Source organism: Dysgonomonas sp. 511, from assembly GCF_010501105.1.
Classification (GTDB): domain Bacteria; phylum Bacteroidota; class Bacteroidia; order Bacteroidales; family Dysgonomonadaceae; genus Dysgonomonas.
In genome coordinates this window covers 79,374-98,603 of record NZ_QVMQ01000012.1, presented here as the reverse complement: position 1 = coordinate 98,603, position 19,230 = coordinate 79,374, and the positions used below count along the sequence as shown (strand labels likewise).

Here is a 19,230-nt window from a genome sequence, read left to right as displayed (position 1 = left end):
AGTAGAGAACATGGTAGTCTCTTCGGCCGACCTGTCGAACTCGGACAAGACCGACGGCTTCCTCAAGAAAACACACGCCATGCAAAAAGGCGACTTCTCAGGAGCATTCCTGCAAGCAGGAGTTTCCGAACTGACTATGGCTTGCTTGTGCATCGGCATGAGCCTGCATGGCGGAATCGTACCAGCCTGCGCTACCTTCTTCGTGTTCTCCGACTATATGAAACCAGCCATCCGCCTGGCTGCCCTGATGGAACTGCCAGTTAAGTTCATCTGGACACACGACGCTTTCCGCGTTGGCGAAGACGGCCCAACCCACGAACCGATAGAGCAAGAAGCACAAATACGCCTGATGGAAAAACTCCAGAACCACCACGGGCACAACTCCATGCTCGTTTTGCGTCCGGCAGACGTAACCGAAGCTACAGTAGCCTGGAAGATGGCTATGGAGAATAAATCAACCCCTACAGGCCTTATCTTCTCGCGGCAGAATATCAACGACCTGCCAGCCGCTACCAACCGCTACAACGAAGCCCTACAGACAGAAAAAGGTGCATACATCGTACAAGAAGACGAAGGCTACGACGTTATCCTCCTCGCTTCCGGCTCGGAAGTATCGACACTGGTAGACGGAGCCAAGCTGCTCAAGGCAGACGGCGTAAAGACCCGTATCGTCTCTGTACCGTCCGAAGGTCTGTTCCGCACACAACCGGCAGCCTATCAGGAGAGCGTATTGCCGAAAGACAAGAAGAAATTCGGACTGACCGCCGGACTGCCTGTCACCCTGCAAGGGCTGGTTGGCGACAACGGCAAAGTATGGGGCATGCAATCCTTCGGATTCTCGGCTCCGTATAAAGTGCTTGATGAAAAGTTAGGATTCACTCCGGAGAATGTATATAATCAGGTGAAGGAGATTGTAAAGTAAATTTATTATATTAAGAATTACGGGCTGCGAAAATACAGCCCGTAATTTATACTTAACCAGATGAAAATATCTATTCTTAAATCGGATAAACCGATAGGCCTGGCTTGCGACCATGCAGGTTTTACAACAAAGAAATACATCATAGATGTGTTTGAAGAAGAAGGGATTAAATATGTCGATTTCGGCACTTGTTCGACCGATAGTGTCGATTATCCAGACTTTGCCCATAAGTTGGGTAAGGCCATAGACAAAGGTGAATGCGAATATGGCGTTGCCGTTTGCGGCTCAGGAAACGGTATCAATATGGCACTCAACAAGCACCCGAAAGTAAGGGCGGCATTGTGCTGGAACGAAGAAATCACACAGCTGACGCGCTTGCACAACGATGCGAATATATTGGTATTGCCGGGGAGGTTCGTTACACAACAACAGGCTTATCAGATGACAGAAATATTTTTCAACACCGAATTTGAAGGAGGAAGGCATCAGGACAGGATAAATAAGATTCCTTGCTAAGATTATAGCATAGAATAGAGGGTATGTTTAAAGTTTAAAACACACCCTCTTCTTTTATTTACTTTGCCCCTCTTTATTAGCAATAGCATCTACTACAGCCACAGCCGTAAGGTTTACGATATCGCGAACCGAACTTTCAATATCTGTAAAGTGAACCGGCTTGCGCAACCCCATTTGTATAGGGCCGAGGCTTTCGCCCGCAATGCCAAGTTCCATTAATAGCTTACTGGATATATTTGCCGAACTTAGATTGGGGAATATCAATGTATTCACATCTTTTCCTTTCAATGTATTAAACGGAAAGGTCTTGTCACGCAAGTCCTTATTCATTGCAAAATTCACCTGCATTTCGCCATCAATGATAAAATCGGGATGATTTTCGTGGAAATACCTGATTGCATTTGCAATGCTCTTAGGGCTACCATTATTATCGGCTCCGTAATTGGAAAACGAAAGCATTGCCATAACCGGCTCTGTAGCGAAATAACGTACTGCATCGTGCGTAAGTTTTACTATTTCGATCAATACATCTTCTTCCGGCCAACGGTTTATCAATGTATCGGCAAGGAAATACGGTCCCTTTTTGGTCTGTACGATATGCATGGCTGCGAAATGCTTGTATTGCGGACGAAGCCCGATGACCTCTAACGCTGTATTCGAAAATTCGCGGTAATGGCTATAGACACCCGTTATGGCTGCATCGGCATCGCCTGTTTCAACCATCATCATGCCAAAATAATTGCGGTCGTTCATTTTCTCAAAAGCCTCCTGATAGCGGATACCTTCCCGCGATTTCTTTTCACTCAATAGAGTGGCATATTTGCTCCGGCGTTCGTCTTCCGAGATATTGCGATGGTCTATTATCTGCACACCATTAAGTTCGATACCATTTTCGGCCGCAATATTTCGGATACGTTCTTCGCTGCCCAACAGTATCGGTTGGCATATACCCTCTTTTTGGGCTATAACAGCCGCTTTCATCATATTGATATGGTTTCCCTCGCAATAAACCACGCGTTTAGGTTCACCTCTAGCCATAGTATGCAGCCTGTGGATAAGCTTGTTGCCATACCCCAGCATTTCGGATATGTGGTCTTCATAATCATCCCAATCGGTTATAATCCTACGGGCGACACCGCTTTCTATTGCCGCTTTGGCAACAGCTGTAGAAACGGTAGTCAACAAGCGCGGATCGAGCGGCTTAGGAATGATATATTCGCGCCCGAAAGCCAGACGTTTTATTTCGTAAGCCGTATTGATGACATCGGGCACTACCTCTCGCGCCAGTCCGGCAATGGCTTTTGCCGCCGCCATTTTCATCTCTTCGTTGATAGCGGTAGCCCTGACATCGAGCGCACCTCTGAAAATATATGGGAACCCCAATACATTATTCACCTGATTAGGATAATCGGAACGTCCTGTGGCGAATATAATATCGTTGCGGGAAGCCATAGCGTCGTCATACGATATTTCGGGATTGGGGTTTGCCAGCGCAAAAACGATCGGGTTATCATTCATCGAACGCACCATATCTATTGTCAACACATCGGCTTTGGATAAACCTAGAAACACATCTGCACCGGCAATGGCTTCGCTTAGTGTAACCATATTGCTGTCTATGGCAAAAAGGCGTTTTTCGTCGCTCAGGTTCGTCCTGCGGGTAGTGATAACGCCTTTGCTGTCGCACATAATGATATTTTCCTTCCTTACCCCGAAATTCATATAAAGCTTGGTACAGGCAATGGCGGAAGCTCCCGCACCATTGACTACAAGCCTGATTTCCGATATTTTTTTTCCTGTTATTTCGAGCGCATTGATAAGGGCGGCGGCAGAAATTATTGCTGTGCCATGCTGGTCGTCGTGCATGACAGGGATATCGAGTTCTTCCTTCAGCCTTTTTTCTATGATGAAGCATTCGGGTGCTTTTATATCTTCGAGGTTGATGCCGCCGAAGGTAGGCGCAATAGCTTTTACTGTTTGTATAAACCGCTCGGGGTCGGTCTCGTTTACTTCTATATCGAAAACATCTACACCTCCGAATATTTTGAAGAGTAAGCCTTTGCCCTCCATTACCGGTTTGGATGCTAATGCTCCGAGATCGCCCAAGCCTAATACTGCCGTTCCGTTGGAGATTACGGCTACCAGATTGCCTTTGGCTGTATAGTCGTAGGCTGTTTGTACATCTTTTTCAATTTCGAGGCACGGTTCGGCCACTCCGGGCGAATATGCGAGCGACAAATCGAATTGTGAACTGTGCGATTTGGTAGGAACTACCTCTATCTTTCCGGGCTTGCCCGATGAGTGGTATTTCAGGGCTGCTTCTTTTGTGACTTTTGGCATAGCTTCTGAGTTTTAACAAGGTTGATAAAACTGTTTAGTAGAATAATTTCAGACATCGACAAAATAATATATTGACTGACATCTGAAACAAATTTAAGAAAAAGCTATGACTTAAAATAATATTTCAACAAATCATTTTGTCAAAATAAGGTATTTTCCAACATATTTAACCGGTATGCAAAAATAGAAAAGACGCTTATTTAAGAATTTTTAATTCCAAAAAGACAAAACCACTAATGTATAACCCTGTCATCCTGACCGAAGGGTAGGATCTCTTTTGATTGGAGAGATGTTTGCCTCGCCTTCGCTTCGGCGATTTACAATTCACTATCGTTCAACATGGCAATAGATAGTAGCATTTTGATAGAGCATTCTGATAGAATCAACTCACACCCGATTTTATTATTTCGCGGGCTTTTTCTATGATAGTGTCGATGCCCCGAGCCATATCCTCATCGGTCATATCTACCTTATAATGTGGGTCTATACCAAATTCCAGATGATTCATCTGGGCATCGTACATGGGCGATGCCGAAAAGCGTACAGACCAACCGTTCGGTAGTTCGGACGAGAAAGGCATGCCGCTGCCCCCTCCGGTTTTATCGCCTACGATAGTGACATCAGGTGCATAACGCATGGCATTTACAAAATCGTTGGCAGCACTATAACAACGCCTGTTGGTAAGTATCACTACCTTTTTCTGGTATTTTACGCCGTTAGAAGGTTCGACATATGTCTCGTATGGTTTCGAAAAATCGTTGCGCCCTTTGCCTGTTTTGTGCTGCATATAGCCTACATGCGTTTTCTCGTTGAAGAAGTGCGAGGCGAGTTTCTCACTGTTGCTGAGCAGCCCTCCTCCATTGTTGCGTATATCGAGGATTATGCCTTCGCAGACAGCAAAGCGGTCGAGTACCTGATTGATATTCGCTTCGCCAATCCCGCTGGAGAAACTTCCATAATAGATATAACCGATATTATCGTCGAGCATTTTATATTTCAGTCCGCTGGCAATGCCATAATCGGTACCCAGATAATTATCCTGTATCTTGGTATCGAAATTGTAAGGGTAGTCTTCGTACCACTTCCAGTAACGGGCTACATCGTGATTGGCAGTAAGGTTGACATGCCCGTCTTTGAGTTCTGCAAGCATTTCGGCCATCAGTGAAAAAAACGCATCGTTGTCCATATTGCCACTTATACGTTCCGAATAGCGGGTATAGACCTCATCCCAATCTACGTCCTTATATTCGAAAAAGCAGTACCGCTCGTTGAGTATATTCCACAAAGCTTCGAAATTGCCTCTTTTTGTGTTTTCAAATTTGTCTTCATCGAAACATGAAATAAAAATGACGCTGATTAACAGATAAAGTACGATGCGGTAATTCATTGTTTTTATGTTATGGTAATAATAACTCTTTAAATTCTTCGTAGGAATAACGGTAGTAATTGAGGTCGATATGTCCGTCGACACCAGCCAGTTCGCCTTTGTGCGAAAACTGCCATATCCTCCAGTTTCCGAGTTTTTCGCCCGGCTCTTTATCCAGGTCGCAAATCCAGATGATATTATCGGGGAAATGCCCTTTTATGTAATGCTTGTAACAATCCCTGTTGGTGTAAATAACGGGATGTATGCCAAAGTGTTCATAAAGCTCATTTTCGAGCACCTTCAATTCGTTTACGACCAATGCCCTGTATTTCTCATCTTTGCTATACGGATTGGCCGGCGAATGCTCTACATCTATAGCAGGAAGCAGGTCGCCTGATGCAAATTTGGCTGTTTTCAGGAAATGGCGCGCCTGTTCTTCGCCCGAAAGAGCGAACGTATAGAAATGATAAGCACCGGTCGCAACTCCTGCCTTCGTTGCCAGATCGTAATTGTAAGGATAATTGCGGTCGATATGCGAATTACCTTCCGTTGCTTTCAGGTAAGCAAACGATATATTTTGCAATTTTACATTCTTCCAGTCCAAAATGGGATTGTGATGCGAAACATCTATGCCTTTTACGAAATATTTATTGGAGTCGAACGTTTCAGTTTTCCCTGAAAAAGATTTTATAAGTAAAAAGATTAATACTGATGAAAAAATCGCGGATAAAGCTATTATCAAAAACTTCGCCTTCCGGGAAGGTAAAGTTTTCTTTCTTCTACTACCTGTCTTTTTTCGTAAATCTTTCACCATTGTTTAATCGAACAATACAGCATCGGCCAAAAGAGTTCCAAGCTTATCTTTTGCCGATAAGATCAATTCTTTTTCGTCCATGCCCCAGTCTATGCCAAGTGCAGGGTCGTTCCACTGCAATGTATTCTCGTATTGAGGGGCATATATATTATCTACTTTGTAGGAGAATGTAGCCTCATCGCTCAAAACGAGGAAACCGTGGGCGAATCCGCGAGGTACGAATAGTTGCTTTTTATTATCTTCGGTCAGTTCTACTGCTACATGCTTGCCAAAGGTAGACGAGGATTTTCTCAAATCGACAATAACATCGAGTACACGTCCTTTCAATGCCCTGACTAATTTAGCTTGTGAGTATTCGCCCGATTGGTAGTGCAGTCCTCTTAATACCCCTTTGGTCGATTTTGATTCATTATCTTGTATAAACTCTACTTTGCCTATATGTTTTTCAAATTCGTTTTTTTTATAGGCTTCCATAAAGTATCCGCGTTGGTCGAGAAATACTTTTGGCTCTATTATCCATACTCCAGGTATAGTTTGTTCGGTGAATGTCATATAATTATTCGTTTATTAAACCCAGAATATACTGTCCGTATGCTGTTTTATCAAGTTTATTACCTAGGGCACGTAACTGGTCATCGTTTATCCATTTGTTTCGCCACGCTATCTCTTCTATACAGGCAATATAAAAACCTTGTCGTTTTTGTATGGTCTCTACATAATTGCCTGCTTCGAGCAGGCTGTCGCAGTTGCCGGTATCGAGCCATGCAAATCCGCGTCCGAAAAGCTGTACTTGCAGATTTCCTTCTTCGAGATAGACTTTATTCAGGTCGGTGATCTCGTATTCACCACGTGGAGATGGTTTCAGTGCTTTAGCCTTTTCGGCTACTGTTTTGTCATAGAAATAAAGCCCGGGAACGGCATAGTTCGATTTTGGGTTTTGAGGTTTTTCTTCCAACGAAATAACCTTATTGTTTTCATCGAACTCTACAACTCCGTATGCTCGCGGGTCTTTCACGTAATAGCCGAAAATACATGCTCCATTTTCTACCGAAGCAGCATCTTTCAGCATCTTCGAGAAGCCTTGCCCGTGAAACATATTATCGCCCAGTATCAGGCAACCTGCTTCTCCGTCAAGAAATTCCTCACCGAGCACAAACGCCTGAGCCAGTCCGTTAGGGACTTCCTGTACCACATAGTCGAACTTCATACCCAATTCTTCGCCTGAGCCAAGTAATTCCCTGAACATCGGCAAATCGCGAGGCGTGGATATTATCAGCACTTCGCGTATTCCGGCAAGCATCAGGGTGGATAGGGGATAATAAATCATGGGCTTATCGTAAACAGGCATTATCTGTTTCGATATAGCTTTGGAAAGGGGGTAAAGCCTTGTGGCACTACCTCCGGCAAGAATAATTCCTTTCATATATTTATTTTTATCGGGAGACAAAGATAGTCTTATTCGCGGATACTTCAATTATTTCTGCTGTAAACGTCTTCTCTCCGTACTTTATTAAAAAACTTAATGCAAGATAAGTAAAATCGGGCAATTATGAGAGCTTACATTTGCATTAATTCAATAATCATTTGATAATAAGCGTTGTATAGCAGTAGGTGAAATATCAAGAATATCACAAATAATTAATTTTAGTTAAAACACAAAAGTGTAATTAATCTTTTCAGCCGGAAGCATATCAAAGATACAAAGAGATAAAAACAGTACTCACTTTTTAATATTTATCGCTATGAAAAAGTTTATATTATTATTCGCAATATTGGTTGGAGTATCTTCGTTTTACAGCACAACAGAAGCTCAAAATATAAATGTAAGCATCAATATAGGCCGTCAACCTGCATGGGGTCCGGTTGGTTACGATTACGTAGGGTTTTATTATTTCCCTGATATAGATTGCTATTACGATGTAAATTACGAAATGTTCTATTACATGGATCGCGGAAGATGGATCTCGGCACGTTACCTGCCTTATGGATACCGCAACTACGATTTGTATAGACTTTATAAAGTAGTATTGAATGTGCGCGAACCGTGGAGATACCACCATACACACGTAAGGGACTATGGACGCTACAAAGGTTATAGAAACCAAATAGTGATACGCGATAGCCGCGACCACCGTTACCACAACAGCAGGCGAAACGATGTAAGATGGTATTCAAGCACAAAGTCTGCAAATCATGGAAGAAACAATGTTTATAAAGCCGACCGTCCGCGCAATAACAACAACAATCAGACATACAAGCGCGACTACAAACAAGATAACAGAAAGAACAACAGCAATATACATACCAACAAAAACCGCAACAATTCGAACAAGAACAGCTACGATTCATCGAAGAATCAACGCCGCGACAATTCGAAAAGTAACAGCAACGTAAACCGCCCGTCGCAAAGCAACAGAGGCGAATACCGTTTGGCGTCGAACACTGGAAGAAAATCGAATACTGAAAGAAACAGAAGGTAGAAAATACAGATAATTATAATTAGGTTTGGTGAATAAGGATGGCAGGTGTATATTTGGGAGATAATATACACCTCGCTTTTATTTTTTAACCCCCAAAAAGAAGTATAAGATGATAAAAAAAACAGCCATATACATTGTTCTGCTATTATTCACACTTCCGCTAGTAGCACAAGAAACACATGTTTCAGCCAAAGAAAAGATTGAAGGGCGATGGCACGAATACAAACGCATACAGGGAGACAGCACCACCTTCATTATAGAAAATCCCGATACATACATATTCAAAGAAAATATGGTATTCCACAAGGGCGAAGCCACTGATGGCATGATTCTCTTTAATATAGCAGGAAAATACAAACTGGAAGATGGAGCCATCATCATATATTATCAGGATTATCTGGATAAGAATGTGAAAAAGCAAAGTCCAAAGAAACTGGTATTTAAATTGCTTTCGCTTTCGAAAGATGAAATGCACGTCTTGGTACAAGACTATAACTACGAATATGAAATGATGCTAAAAAAGGCTCTAAGTCATTAAGTATAGATACGATAAAGCAAATTCATTACTATAAAAAAAGTAAAAGCTTTGTTATCTTTAAATAAGATTTATCTATCTTTGTAACTTACAATGCACAATAGTTTTTACAAAACAATGAAAAAATTAATACCTTTAATATTACTCGCCATTTTGAGTTTCGCCAGTTGTGTCAATAACGAAGACGAACCCGGAGCAACTCCTCCCGACCCGCCTCTGAAACCTACAGACCTCAAAGAAGACGAATTGCTCGGTACATGGGAGACCTACTATATGTCAAAGGAAATACAGGCACAATACTATGCTGGTGCTAATCCTGATACATATCCAAGTTTTCGCCTGATAGAGTATGACGGGTATAAAACCAGCTATTTTTATGATAGTGAACGTGAAGAATACAGGTTTACTACAAAGAATGTTATCGACAGTATCATCGAAGATGGGACATACTCTACCAAAGGCAATTGCATCACGTACGACTGGAAAAGCAAATGGACAGGCGAAGACACTACCACCTATCAGTGGATAGGAGAAATAGGCCACACTCCCGGCATATTGAAGCGTTACATCGAATACAGTAATGTAAAAAATGAATATTTTCCAAACGCAAAATTCTTTGTCAGAGACTTTTTCCTTGAAAGAGAAACAAGTATAGCACCTAACTCGGTTGTAGATATTAACCCCGAAAAAGAAATGGTTGATTTTGACTATTTATTGGGAAATTGGGAAATCACAGGTTTCACCCAATGGATAGGAGTGGACACTAGCGAAGAATTTAATAAAAAACAGTCGGAAATATTGAAAGGTACTCTATTCACATTTCGTAGAAATGAGAAGAATGAACCATCGTGTACTATCGGAGGATATGACGAATACGGCAAGTGGGTTGAGTCAGAGAATCTTATCGAGATTGTAGACGATGTAATCTATTTCATTTACGATGAAAAAGTTGTAGTACCCAATACCGACCCCGACGCAGAAAAAGAATTTTATCTTGTAAAAGAAAGCTTCAATTTCAGAGTCACCCATAAGGCCAATAATACATTTCGCGACCTTAAAACCTATAGGGATTTACGCGATTTGAGCAAAGTAGTCAAAGAAGAAATATACATACAAAGAAAATAACCCACCATAAGGTTAGGGCTTAGAATAAGCTACACACAAAATAGACGGGTGATTGGAGAAAATTCCAATCACCCGTCTTCATTTTTTCTCGGCAAGGCTCTGTAAAAAAGATTTTCGTTAAAATTCAAACAGGCTCAGAAGGAAAACAGGGCAAACGCATGAAAAAATGATATTCCAGTTTTGACTACTGTAGGGGCGAATTGAAAATCGACGGAGTCAATTATCATTCGCCCGCAGATTTCCCCTATTCCGGGCGAATGATAATTCGCCCCTACAAAGCTCAGAATTGAGTTTGGGTAAATTTCATGCGTTTGCCCTCAGAAGGGAAACAACTTCTTTGTAAAAATTAGAGATATTAAATAAACACATAGAAATAAACCAATCTTTTATACCCTCGTTTTCCATCTTTTTTAGTATTTTCGGAACTTAATAAAAACACTCAAAAAAATCAATAACATTTCGAAAGCTGGCTTGCCACTCTGCAACCGGTAGCCATCTTTCGGAGCCCATCAAATCTAATTATGGCAAAGACTAACAGAAGGGATTTTTTAAAAACAGTGGGATGTCTGGCAGCCCTCACTATTGTACCTCGTCATGTATTGGGCAACGGCTATCTGGCACCGAGCGACCAGTTGACGAAAGGAATTATCGGAACCGGGAACATGGGACGCGGCCACGTCGACTATGCCGGCACACGCCTCGTAGCAGTGTGCGATGTAGACAAAAAGCACCTCGAACTGGGGTTGAACCTTGTGAAAGAAAAGATAGCAGCCTACCACGATTTCCGCGACCTGATACTCGACAAGAATGTAGATATCGTACATATAGCCACCCCTCCGCACTGGCATGGCATTATGTCGGTAGAAGCAGCCAAAGCCGGAAAAGATATCTGGTGCGAAAAGCCCATGACACGCACTATAGGCGAAGGCAAGCGCGTGATGGAAGCCGTAAAACAATATGGAAGCATGTTCCGGCTGAATACATGGTTCCGCTTTACCGACAACTTCTATGGGTTGGGCACACCCGTAAGACCGCTTAAGAAGCTCGTGCAAAGCGGTATGTTGGGCTGGCCTTTGAAGGTAACAATCGGCCAGCATACAGGCTTCAACTGGAAATTCTTCTGGGTAGGCAATACCGACCTCAAACCTGAGCCTGTTCCTGCCGAACTGGATTACGATATGTGGCTGGGGCCTGCGCCATACAAGCCTTACAACCCGCACCGTGTACATGCTACTTTCCGTGGCTATTGGGACTACGATGGCGGCGGCCTGGGCGATATGGGACAACATTATATCGACCCTGTGCAATATATATTGGGCAAAGACAATACCAGCCCTGTAAAAGTAGAAGTAGATGCGCCTCAGCAGCATCCCGATGCCATAGGCACATGGCGTTCGATAACATACACCTACGAAGACGGATGCCAGATTGTATTATGGGGAGAAGACTATGGCGACCCTAACACACCATACATTTCAGGGCCTAACGGTAATGTTTATAAAAACTTCGTTTGCGATATCCCCGATTGGGAAAAGAAACTGGCTGCATTCCCCGAGCCGGAAGAACAAGTCACCGATTTCATCGAAAGCGTGAAAACCCGCAAGCCGTTTGCACTGAACGAGCAAAACGGTTTCCGCTCGGCAACCATCGTAAATATGGGAATCGTTGCCTTGCGTCTCAACCGTACCCTGCATTTCGATCCGGTAAAACTCAAGTTTATTAACGACGAGGCTGCAAACAGGCTTTTGGATCAGCCGATGCGTTCACCTTGGAATATCTAATTTTATAATCAGGAACACTATATATATGAAAAAAATATATTCATTGATAGCAATCATGCTGATATGCTCAGCGATGGTTTTTGCCCAAGATAAACAGGCAGTACAAACTACCATCGACGGCATTTTGGCAGAAATGCCTGCTCAAAAAGGAGACAGCTATAATCAGTTGATGAAACAACTGGCTGCTACAGGCGAAGAAGGTGTAATACAGTTAGTAAAACGGCTGCACCCTCCGGGACAGGGCAGCAACGCTGCCGTAGAATACGTCCTTAGCGGCCTGTCGCACTATATTACAGGGCTCAAAGTAGATATGCCCCGCATGACTGTGGCAACCGGCTATACAAAAGCCTTGGATCAGGTAAGCGACAGGGAGATAAAAGCGTTTGTTATCCGCCAGCTCGAAATTACCGGCAGGGAAGAGTCGGTGGCAAAACTAACTTCATACCTCAGCGACGAATCGCTTGGCGGGCCGGCTTCGCGCGCTTTAGCAGCTATCAATACACCCGAAAGCGGGGAAGCTTTATTGAATGCCCTCGACAAAACGACAAACGAGAAGTTGAAAAAAGATATCGTCATGGCTATTGGCGAAATACAACTGCAATCTGCCGAACCATCGCTAAAAACCTTATTGGGCAGCAGCGACGAAAACCTGCAAAAAGCAGTACTCTATGCACTTGGCAGGGTAGGAACAAAAAGTTCGCTCACCGACCTTGCTCTTATGGCAGACAAAGCCGGCTATGCAATGGAAAAAACAGGCGCAACAGAAGCTTATATCGCCTTGATAAAAAGAGTATTGGCGCAAAAAGATGTAAAAGAAGCCGAAAAAGCGGCTGCCGACTTGATGAAAAATGCCGAAAAAGCAGGGCAGATACAAACGCGCATTGCCGCATTTGAAATACAGGTTGCAGCCAAACCTATGGATATCACAAAACTGATAACTACAGCAATGAAAGACAACGACCGTAAATATCGCGTTGCAGCATTGTCGATAGCATCGGCTAATCCAAAGCTGGGTACATATATCGAATTGGCCAAACTGATACAAGACTCCAAATCGGACGATGTACGAATAGATGTGATGAACCAGTTTATGGTAGACATGAAGGATGCCAAGAAAAAACGCTTTATAGATGATGTACGCCTCGTAGCTAAAAATGATGGGGCTAAATCCCTGATACAAGTATTGGGTACGGTGCTGATAGACGAAAAAGAAAAGAAGAAAACCTCGATGCCTGTAAAACAAACAGCCATCAGGCTGCTTTCGGCAATGGATGACAACCTTGCAGGGCAGGTGCTGGTCAACTTGTTTACCGAGAGCGACAAACAGATAGTCGAACCGGCAAAAGAGGGACTTTCGGCTTTTGCTCTGGATATGTCGTACGAAATAGAGCAAATAATGCCCGAAGCATCGGATATAGGAAAAGTAGCCGGTTTGCAACTGATAGCTCAGCGTAAATCCACCTATCAGGAAAAGCTGGTTATGGAACAACTTAAATCAACCTCGCCCGAAGTGAAAGCGGCAGCATACCAAGCCCTGAAAGATGTGGTGACAATAGAAAATATGTCGAAACTATACCCACTGTTGGAAGAAGGCGACGAGGCTACTATTGTGCCTGTTCAGCAGGCGATTACCGAATTATTGTCAAATTATACCCCCGATAGGCAGGCGGCATTGATTATCAAGCAAATGGAGACCGCAGGTGCAGCAAAAGAACACCTTTATTACCCTATACTGGCTGCTACCGGCGATGCTAAAGCTCTGGAAATCATTTCAGATAAATTTGATAGTAAGGCAGGAACCGACAAAGACATTGCATTCTCGTCTTTGTTAAGTTTCGAAGGACAGGAAGCTACCACCAAACTGTATGCAATAGCCAAAGATGCTTCCGGTTCAGCTTATTTCGACCGGGCTTTGAACCGCTATATAGAATTATCGGCATCGCCGAAACTCGATGCAGGGCTTCGTGCCGAATCTTTTGCCAAAGCGCTCGATATAGCAAAAACAGATAAGCAAAAGAACCAGATTTTGAAGCATTTGGGCAATGTAAAGAACCTGCAAGCATTGTTGCTAGCCGGAAAATATCTGGACGATAAAGCTTTACAGCAAAATGCAGCCAATTCGGTAATGGATATAGCTTTGGCAAACAAAGACCTGACAGGCAACGAAGTAAAAGCATTATTGAACAAGGTTGTAGACTTACTCGACAATCCCGATGCCGCTTATCAACGTGCTGCCCTTCGTAAGCACCTGGGTGAAATGCCGAAAGAGTGAGGCCGAAGGCTAGTAGAGCGGATTAAATAAAATTTTCTTCAAAAAAACATATAACTAATGAGTAAATGTTAACTTTGCAGCTAAAATTAAAAATACGTGTATGCTGACATTGAAAACTATCAGCGAGAACCCTGAGCTCGTAATAAAAAAACTGGCAAAGAAACACTTCGATGCCGGTGAAATAATACAAAAAGTATTGGAGCTTGATCAACTCCGTAAAAGAACGCAGACCACATTAGATACAAGTCTTGCCGAGGCCAATAGCCTGTCTAAACAGATAGGACAACTAATGAAAGAAGGCAAAAAGGCAGAGGCCGAAGCAGCTAAAAGTACTGTGGCCGAAATAAAAGGGCAGAATAAGATATTGGAGGACACACTGCGCCAGGCAGAACAAGACCTGCAAGATTTGCTTGTCCAGATTCCCAATATGCCGTCCGACGAAGTTCCCGAAGGCCGTACAGCGGAAGACAATGTTGTGGAAAGGACAGGGGGCGTTGTTCCCGAATTGGGCGAAGAAGCACAACCTCACTGGGAACTGGCAAAGAAATACGACCTTATAGATTTCGAGTTGGGAGTGAAAATTTCAGGAGCAGGCTTCCCAGTTTATAAAGGAAAAGGTGCGCGATTGCAACGTGCCCTTATAAACTTCTTTCTGGATAAGGCACGCGAGGCAGGCTATATGGAAGTGCAGCCACCATATGTGGTAAATGCAACATCGGGATATGGAACAGGTAATCTGCCCGACAAAGAGGGGCAAATGTACCACGCCGTAGCCGACGACCTTTACCTGATTCCTACTGCCGAAATACCAGTAACGAATATCTACCGCGATGTGATTCTCGAAGCGAATGATCTGCCGGTGATGAATACAGCCTATTCGGCTTGTTTTCGGCGCGAAGCAGGTTCGTACGGAAAAGATGTACGTGGGCTAAACCGTTTGCACCAGTTCGACAAGGTGGAGATTGTCCGCATCGATAAGCCGGAGCATTCTTACCAGTCGCTAAAAGAAATGGTAGCTTATGTACAAACATTGGTAGAAGAACTGGAATTGCCGTGGCGCATACTCCGTCTCTGTGGCGGCGACATGAGCTTTACATCGGCTCTCACATTCGACTTCGAAGTATATTCGGCAGCACAAAAGCGATGGTTGGAAGTCAGTTCTGTGTCCAATTTCGAAAGCTATCAGGCCAACCGCCTGAAATGTCGTTATCGCGATGAGGACAAAAAGATACAACTGGCACACACATTAAATGGCAGCGCACTGGCTTTGCCCCGCATCGTCGCAGCACTGCTGGAGAATAACCAAACCGCAGAAGGCATCCGTATACCGGCAGCATTAGTGCCATATACAGGTTTTGAATATATTAATTAAAGTAAAATTCAAACTATTTGAACGAATAAACTGTTATTGTATAAGACAGAATATATTAAATTTGCGAAATATAGTAAAATTAACGATAAAGAATACCTTATGAAAAAATTGATTTTAATTGGTGTCGTTGCTTCTTTTGTTATAGCATTCGGTTCTTGTAAGCCCAAACAAAGTGCCTATAAAAGCATATACGAAGCAGCTAAAGATAGGGAGATGGATGACAACACGATTTCTACTACCGACGATGAAGTTGCATCTGTATCTAAACCTGCAACCAGCCCTTCATATTCAAGCTCTACCGAATCGGTGAGAAAAGAAAAAGTAGAACCTGTTTACGAATCGGATGCTAACAACCTCAAATTGTACAGCGTAGTAGTAGCTGCCATGGCGATGAAACCGGGAGCCGAATCGTTGAAACAACGTTTCACCAACGATGGCTACAATGTAATTCTTGCCCGCAACGAACAAGGAATGTACCGTGTTATTGTTGCTAGCTACGAATCGAAAGAACAGGCAGTTGCCAAGAAGAATGAAATTCTGAACAATTACCTATCGTCGAGCGACATAGCTACACTTAAAAGCCGTTATGGTATTCCGTTCAACGACTGGTGGATATTGCAAAGGGAATATTAAAAAAATATAATAAAAAATAGTAGGAAGGAGATAGCCGGAGCGGTTATCTCCTTTTTGTTTCGTAATTATAAGCCTGTTGCACTTGCGTAGAGTTAGACAAAACTTCCTGATCCAAATCTTAAAAGTACCCGCTATTCAAAAGTTTATGACTAAAGAGGATTTGTTTGCTTTCTATTTTTTATATCTTTGTACTATCTTATTAGAAATTAAGATTAAAGAAGACATTTTACCTTGTAGAAATCTGGGTTTATGAAAATAACATATTACACAACTTTACTTGCTATAAGCCTTTTTATAGCCATTCCTTCGAACGCGCAAATTACAGGAGGTAAATACAGGAATCTATATAAGTCGATGAATAAGGCTCATAGGAATATTTCTGTTGTAAAAACCAATGTTGCCGATACCGATGTCATATTAGATACAATCTCCGTTGCCGAGTTAGATTCGGTAATGAAAAATATGGTTGCAGTAACAGATATAACAAAAGGAGGCAAATCGCTGTTGAATCCTGTCGTAACCCTTGAACTCGACCGCGAGTCATCGGCATCGAAAGCCCTGTTTGGTTGCGACGAGTACCTCGAAAGAGATCCACCTGTAGGCAAAGGAATACCAGAGCCAACAATACCCGGAATTCCGAAAAAGACAAATAAGATAGTATATGACCACTCGTCTGCTGCCGCGCTTATCGGACAAGGATCGTTCGACAAGAAAGACGTCGAAGCTGCGTTAGCTCCTATAGAAACAAAATCGACGAAGAAGAAAACGGTTGCAAAGAAAGAACCTGAGCCTGTAAAAAAAGAATTGACAAAGGAACAAGAAAACAAAGCTACGCTAGAAGCAAGAAAAGCAACCGGAAGCCGTTTCCTAAACGAGGACTGGAAGTTGTTCAGGAATACGCCTGTAACCTTTGTGAATGAAAAAGACCGGGACTTGATGAAAAAATACAGCATTGTGATAGGATCATTCAACAAGCAAAACAATGCCGAATATGCTAAACGCACCTTCAACGGACTAGGAGAGCAAGCTGTAGTAGTTAAGAATAATCAGGGAATATTCTACACGATACTGATTACCTCCGACAACCAGACAGTAGCAACTAAAAAGATGGAAGAGTTCACATCCAGATATACCGCAAATATATCGAAATCGCGCAGGATAGCTAAATACGGACTGCCTTTAGACGACTTGTGGATACTGGTTTACGATAAATAACAACCTGTAAAAGAAAACGATATAGGATGATTGTCAAGTTCTTAGGAACAGGAACATCGACAGGTGTTCCCGAAATAGGATGCCAATGTGAGGTATGCACCTCGAAAGATAAAAGAGACAGACGCTTAAGGGCGTCTGTTTTGATTGATGTCGACGGCGTGCGGCTACTGATAGACTGCGGCCCCGATTTCAGGCAGCAGATAATGCCCGAAGAGTTTAAGCAGATAAACGGGGTGTTGCTCACGCACGAACATTACGACCATGTAGGAGGAATAGATGATCTGCGCCCCTTTTGCAAATTTGCCGATGTAGATATATATGCAAATGATATGACCCTGTCGGCTCTCAAGAACAGGATGCCTTATTCTTTTGCCGAGCATAAATATCCGGGAGTACCTACCTTCCTGTTGCACAAGGTAGATGCCGGCAAGCCTTTTTCGGTAAACGGTGTAGAGATATTGCCTGTTCAGGTGATGCATCTTAAGCTGCCAATCTTAGGCTACCGCATCCATGGGTTTGCATACCTGACAGATGTGAAGACAATACCGGAACAGGAATATGAAAATCTTCGAGGATTGGATGTGCTGGTTATTAATGCGTTGCGTATAGAAGAACATATGTCACACCTCAGCCTGTCCGAAGCCCTTGAGATAGTAGCGAGAATAAAGCCTAAGAAGGCATATTTTATACATATGTCGCACCACATGGGCTTGCACGAAGAGGTGCAGAAAGCACTTCCGGAAAATGTATTTTTGTCTTATGATGGTTTGGAGGTGAAATTATAAAGGGATATAGGCTCTAAAGGTTGACAGAAGCCTCCTACTTCTTCTTCCTTACCGACCACCCAAAGCCGCCAATATTCTCGCCCAGCCCATAATATTGCCCATGCGAATAAGCCAGCGGCTTTGCATCTTCGAGACTGAATTTGCCTGTTTCGCTGTCGATATACTTCTCGTCTGCTTTTACATTCACCACATCGGCAATGAACATATCGTGCGAACCAAGGCTTAGTATTTCTTTTACCCTACACTCTATATTCAAAGGCGATTCTTCTATAATTGGGGCACTCACAACAGAAGCCTTGCCTACGGTAAGCCCCATTTCTTCGAATTTGCGAAAATCTTTACCCGACTTCACCCCACACCAGTCTGTAGCATAAGCTAGTTCTTCGGTTGTAATATTTATCACAAACTCCATATTGCGCTTTATTATCTCATACGAATGACGTTCGGGGCGAACGGAGATATAGCACATCGGCGGGTTGGTGCAAATAGTTCCCAACCAGCTAAGTGTGATAATATTATATTCCTGCGGATCGCTGCCACAACTGATCATGGCTGCAGGAAGCGGATAGATAAGCGTTCCCGGTTTCCAGTCTTGTTTCATTTCAGTATTATCTCGTCTTTCTGTATCTTGATGTCGCAATAGTGGCAACGCAGTTCGGTATTGTCGGCGTCTATCACATCGAATCGGGTCAGCATCGGCTCGTTGTTGGTTATACATTTTGGGTTGTTGCATTTCACTATGCCCTTGATAACCTGAGGCAATACAACTCGTTTTTTGTCTACTACCCTGTAGTCCTTTATGGTGTTTAAAACCACATTGGGTGCTATCAATGCTATTTTATTTATCACCTCCTCTTCGAAGAATTTGTCCGAAATCTTAATGATGCCTTTCGACTTCATCTTCTTGCTTTCCAGATTGTTGCCTATGGTGATAGGATTGTCTAGCTTTTCGAGTTCGAGCAGCGATACTACTTTAAATACTACATCGCTGGGTATATGGTCTATCGCAGTACCGTTGCACAAGGCGGCAACCTGCAATTCTTTTATTGGTTCTTGGCTCATATCTGTTATCTC

General features: G+C 43.0%; 18 protein-coding genes. 11 read left to right on the top strand and 7 right to left on the bottom strand.

From position 1 onward, the window contains the following. On the top strand, positions 1-922 hold a 922-nt coding region (locus tag D0T57_RS07615; RefSeq protein WP_304487049.1), incomplete at its 5' end, for a transketolase C-terminal domain-containing protein. Between the two features lie 60 nt (positions 923-982). Further along, positions 983-1,438, top strand: coding sequence for a ribose 5-phosphate isomerase B (rpiB, locus tag D0T57_RS07610; protein WP_163272480.1), 456 nt, complete (start codon positions 983-985; stop codon positions 1,436-1,438). Between the two features lie 54 nt (positions 1,439-1,492). Here the strand turns inward: rpiB and D0T57_RS07605 are convergent, their stop codons facing one another. From D0T57_RS07605 to rfbA, 5 genes are all read right to left on the bottom strand, one after another. After that, positions 1,493-3,778: an NADP-dependent malic enzyme gene (locus D0T57_RS07605; RefSeq protein ID WP_163272478.1), complete on the bottom strand. Its 2,286-nt coding sequence runs from the start codon at positions 3,776-3,778 to the stop codon at positions 1,493-1,495. Positions 3,779-4,160: 382 nt separating this feature from the next. Further along, positions 4,161-5,165 (bottom strand): S41 family peptidase, encoded by a 1,005-nt coding sequence (locus D0T57_RS07600; RefSeq protein WP_163272476.1) that lies wholly within the window; start codon positions 5,163-5,165, stop codon positions 4,161-4,163. 10 nt (positions 5,166-5,175) lie between these two features. Beyond that, positions 5,176-5,958 carry a glycoside hydrolase family 25 protein gene (locus tag D0T57_RS07595; RefSeq protein ID WP_163272474.1) on the bottom strand — a complete coding sequence of 261 codons (783 nt, stop codon included), beginning with the start codon at positions 5,956-5,958 and terminating at the stop codon, positions 5,176-5,178. A gap of 3 nt (positions 5,959-5,961) precedes the next feature. Beyond that, complete coding sequence (gene rfbC, locus D0T57_RS07590) at positions 5,962-6,510, bottom strand: dTDP-4-dehydrorhamnose 3,5-epimerase (protein WP_163272472.1); 549 nt, start codon at positions 6,508-6,510, stop codon at positions 5,962-5,964. 4 nt (positions 6,511-6,514) lie between these two features. Continuing rightward, positions 6,515-7,381 (bottom strand): glucose-1-phosphate thymidylyltransferase RfbA, encoded by an 867-nt coding sequence (gene rfbA / locus D0T57_RS07585; protein WP_163272470.1) that lies wholly within the window; start codon positions 7,379-7,381, stop codon positions 6,515-6,517. Between the two features lie 319 nt (positions 7,382-7,700). Between rfbA and D0T57_RS07580 the strand changes: the two genes are divergently transcribed. From D0T57_RS07580 to D0T57_RS07540, 9 genes are all read left to right on the top strand, one after another. Further along, entirely contained in the window at positions 7,701-8,438 is a 738-nt protein-coding gene (locus D0T57_RS07580; RefSeq protein WP_163272468.1) for a hypothetical protein, read from the top strand. A gap of 109 nt (positions 8,439-8,547) precedes the next feature. Further along, entirely contained in the window at positions 8,548-8,976 is a 429-nt protein-coding gene (locus tag D0T57_RS07575) for a hypothetical protein (RefSeq protein ID WP_163272466.1), read from the top strand. A 114-nt stretch (positions 8,977-9,090) separates the two neighbouring features. Further along, the gene (locus D0T57_RS07570; RefSeq protein WP_163272464.1) at positions 9,091-10,098 is read left to right on the top strand and encodes a hypothetical protein; all 1,008 of its coding nucleotides are present in this window, start codon (positions 9,091-9,093) and stop codon (positions 10,096-10,098) included. Positions 10,099-10,619: 521 nt separating this feature from the next. Beyond that, entirely contained in the window at positions 10,620-11,879 is a 1,260-nt protein-coding gene (locus D0T57_RS07565; RefSeq protein ID WP_163272462.1) for a Gfo/Idh/MocA family oxidoreductase, read from the top strand. Between the two features lie 25 nt (positions 11,880-11,904). After that, positions 11,905-14,151 carry a HEAT repeat domain-containing protein gene (locus D0T57_RS07560; protein ID WP_163272460.1) on the top strand — a complete coding sequence of 749 codons (2,247 nt, stop codon included), beginning with the start codon at positions 11,905-11,907 and terminating at the stop codon, positions 14,149-14,151. A 100-nt stretch (positions 14,152-14,251) separates the two neighbouring features. Next, entirely contained in the window at positions 14,252-15,523 is a 1,272-nt protein-coding gene (gene serS, locus D0T57_RS07555; protein ID WP_163272458.1) for a serine--tRNA ligase, read from the top strand. Between the two features lie 99 nt (positions 15,524-15,622). Next, on the top strand, positions 15,623-16,156 hold the full coding sequence (locus tag D0T57_RS07550; RefSeq protein ID WP_163272457.1) for an SPOR domain-containing protein: 534 nt from the start codon (positions 15,623-15,625) through the stop codon (positions 16,154-16,156). 249 nt (positions 16,157-16,405) lie between these two features. Then, a complete protein-coding gene (locus D0T57_RS07545; RefSeq protein ID WP_163272455.1) occupies positions 16,406-17,371 on the top strand; it encodes a hypothetical protein in 966 nt (321 codons plus the stop codon). Positions 17,372-17,397: 26 nt separating this feature from the next. Next, positions 17,398-18,156: an MBL fold metallo-hydrolase gene (locus D0T57_RS07540; RefSeq protein WP_163272453.1), complete on the top strand. Its 759-nt coding sequence runs from the start codon at positions 17,398-17,400 to the stop codon at positions 18,154-18,156. A gap of 34 nt (positions 18,157-18,190) precedes the next feature. Here D0T57_RS07540 and D0T57_RS07535 read toward each other — a convergent pair whose 3' ends face one another. Next, the gene (locus D0T57_RS07535; RefSeq protein ID WP_163272452.1) at positions 18,191-18,757 is read right to left on the bottom strand and encodes a flavin reductase family protein; all 567 of its coding nucleotides are present in this window, start codon (positions 18,755-18,757) and stop codon (positions 18,191-18,193) included. Continuing rightward, positions 18,754-19,218, bottom strand: coding sequence for an aspartate carbamoyltransferase regulatory subunit (locus D0T57_RS07530; RefSeq protein ID WP_163272450.1), 465 nt, complete (start codon positions 19,216-19,218; stop codon positions 18,754-18,756). The genes D0T57_RS07535 and D0T57_RS07530 overlap by 4 nt, the downstream gene beginning before the upstream one ends. Positions 19,219-19,230 lie beyond the last annotated feature (12 nt).

Bases quoted from the DNA above. Each gene is read 5' to 3' on its own strand.
- D0T57_RS07595 (WP_163272474.1), bottom strand. From the start codon at position 5,958: ATGGTGAAAGATTTACGAAAAAAGACAGGTAGTAGAAGAAAGAAAACT.
- serS (WP_163272458.1), top strand. From the start codon at position 14,252: ATGCTGACATTGAAAACTATCAGCGAGAACCCTGAGCTCGTAATAAAA.
- D0T57_RS07540 (WP_163272453.1), top strand. From the start codon at position 17,398: ATGATTGTCAAGTTCTTAGGAACAGGAACATCGACAGGTGTTCCCGAA.
- D0T57_RS07565 (WP_163272462.1), top strand. From the start codon at position 10,620: ATGGCAAAGACTAACAGAAGGGATTTTTTAAAAACAGTGGGATGTCTG.
- D0T57_RS07570 (WP_163272464.1), top strand. From the start codon at position 9,091: ATGAAAAAATTAATACCTTTAATATTACTCGCCATTTTGAGTTTCGCC.
- D0T57_RS07580 (WP_163272468.1), top strand. From the start codon at position 7,701: ATGAAAAAGTTTATATTATTATTCGCAATATTGGTTGGAGTATCTTCG.
- D0T57_RS07545 (WP_163272455.1), top strand. From the start codon at position 16,406: ATGAAAATAACATATTACACAACTTTACTTGCTATAAGCCTTTTTATA.
- D0T57_RS07600 (WP_163272476.1), bottom strand. From the start codon at position 5,165: ATGAATTACCGCATCGTACTTTATCTGTTAATCAGCGTCATTTTTATT.
- rpiB (WP_163272480.1), top strand. From the start codon at position 983: ATGAAAATATCTATTCTTAAATCGGATAAACCGATAGGCCTGGCTTGC.
- D0T57_RS07535 (WP_163272452.1), bottom strand. From the start codon at position 18,757: ATGAAACAAGACTGGAAACCGGGAACGCTTATCTATCCGCTTCCTGCA.
- D0T57_RS07550 (WP_163272457.1), top strand. From the start codon at position 15,623: ATGAAAAAATTGATTTTAATTGGTGTCGTTGCTTCTTTTGTTATAGCA.
- D0T57_RS07605 (WP_163272478.1), bottom strand. From the start codon at position 3,778: ATGCCAAAAGTCACAAAAGAAGCAGCCCTGAAATACCACTCATCGGGC.
- D0T57_RS07530 (WP_163272450.1), bottom strand. From the start codon at position 19,218: ATGAGCCAAGAACCAATAAAAGAATTGCAGGTTGCCGCCTTGTGCAAC.
- D0T57_RS07575 (WP_163272466.1), top strand. From the start codon at position 8,548: ATGATAAAAAAAACAGCCATATACATTGTTCTGCTATTATTCACACTT.
- rfbA (WP_163272470.1), bottom strand. From the start codon at position 7,381: ATGAAAGGAATTATTCTTGCCGGAGGTAGTGCCACAAGGCTTTACCCC.
- D0T57_RS07560 (WP_163272460.1), top strand. From the start codon at position 11,905: ATGAAAAAAATATATTCATTGATAGCAATCATGCTGATATGCTCAGCG.
- rfbC (WP_163272472.1), bottom strand. From the start codon at position 6,510: ATGACATTCACCGAACAAACTATACCTGGAGTATGGATAATAGAGCCA.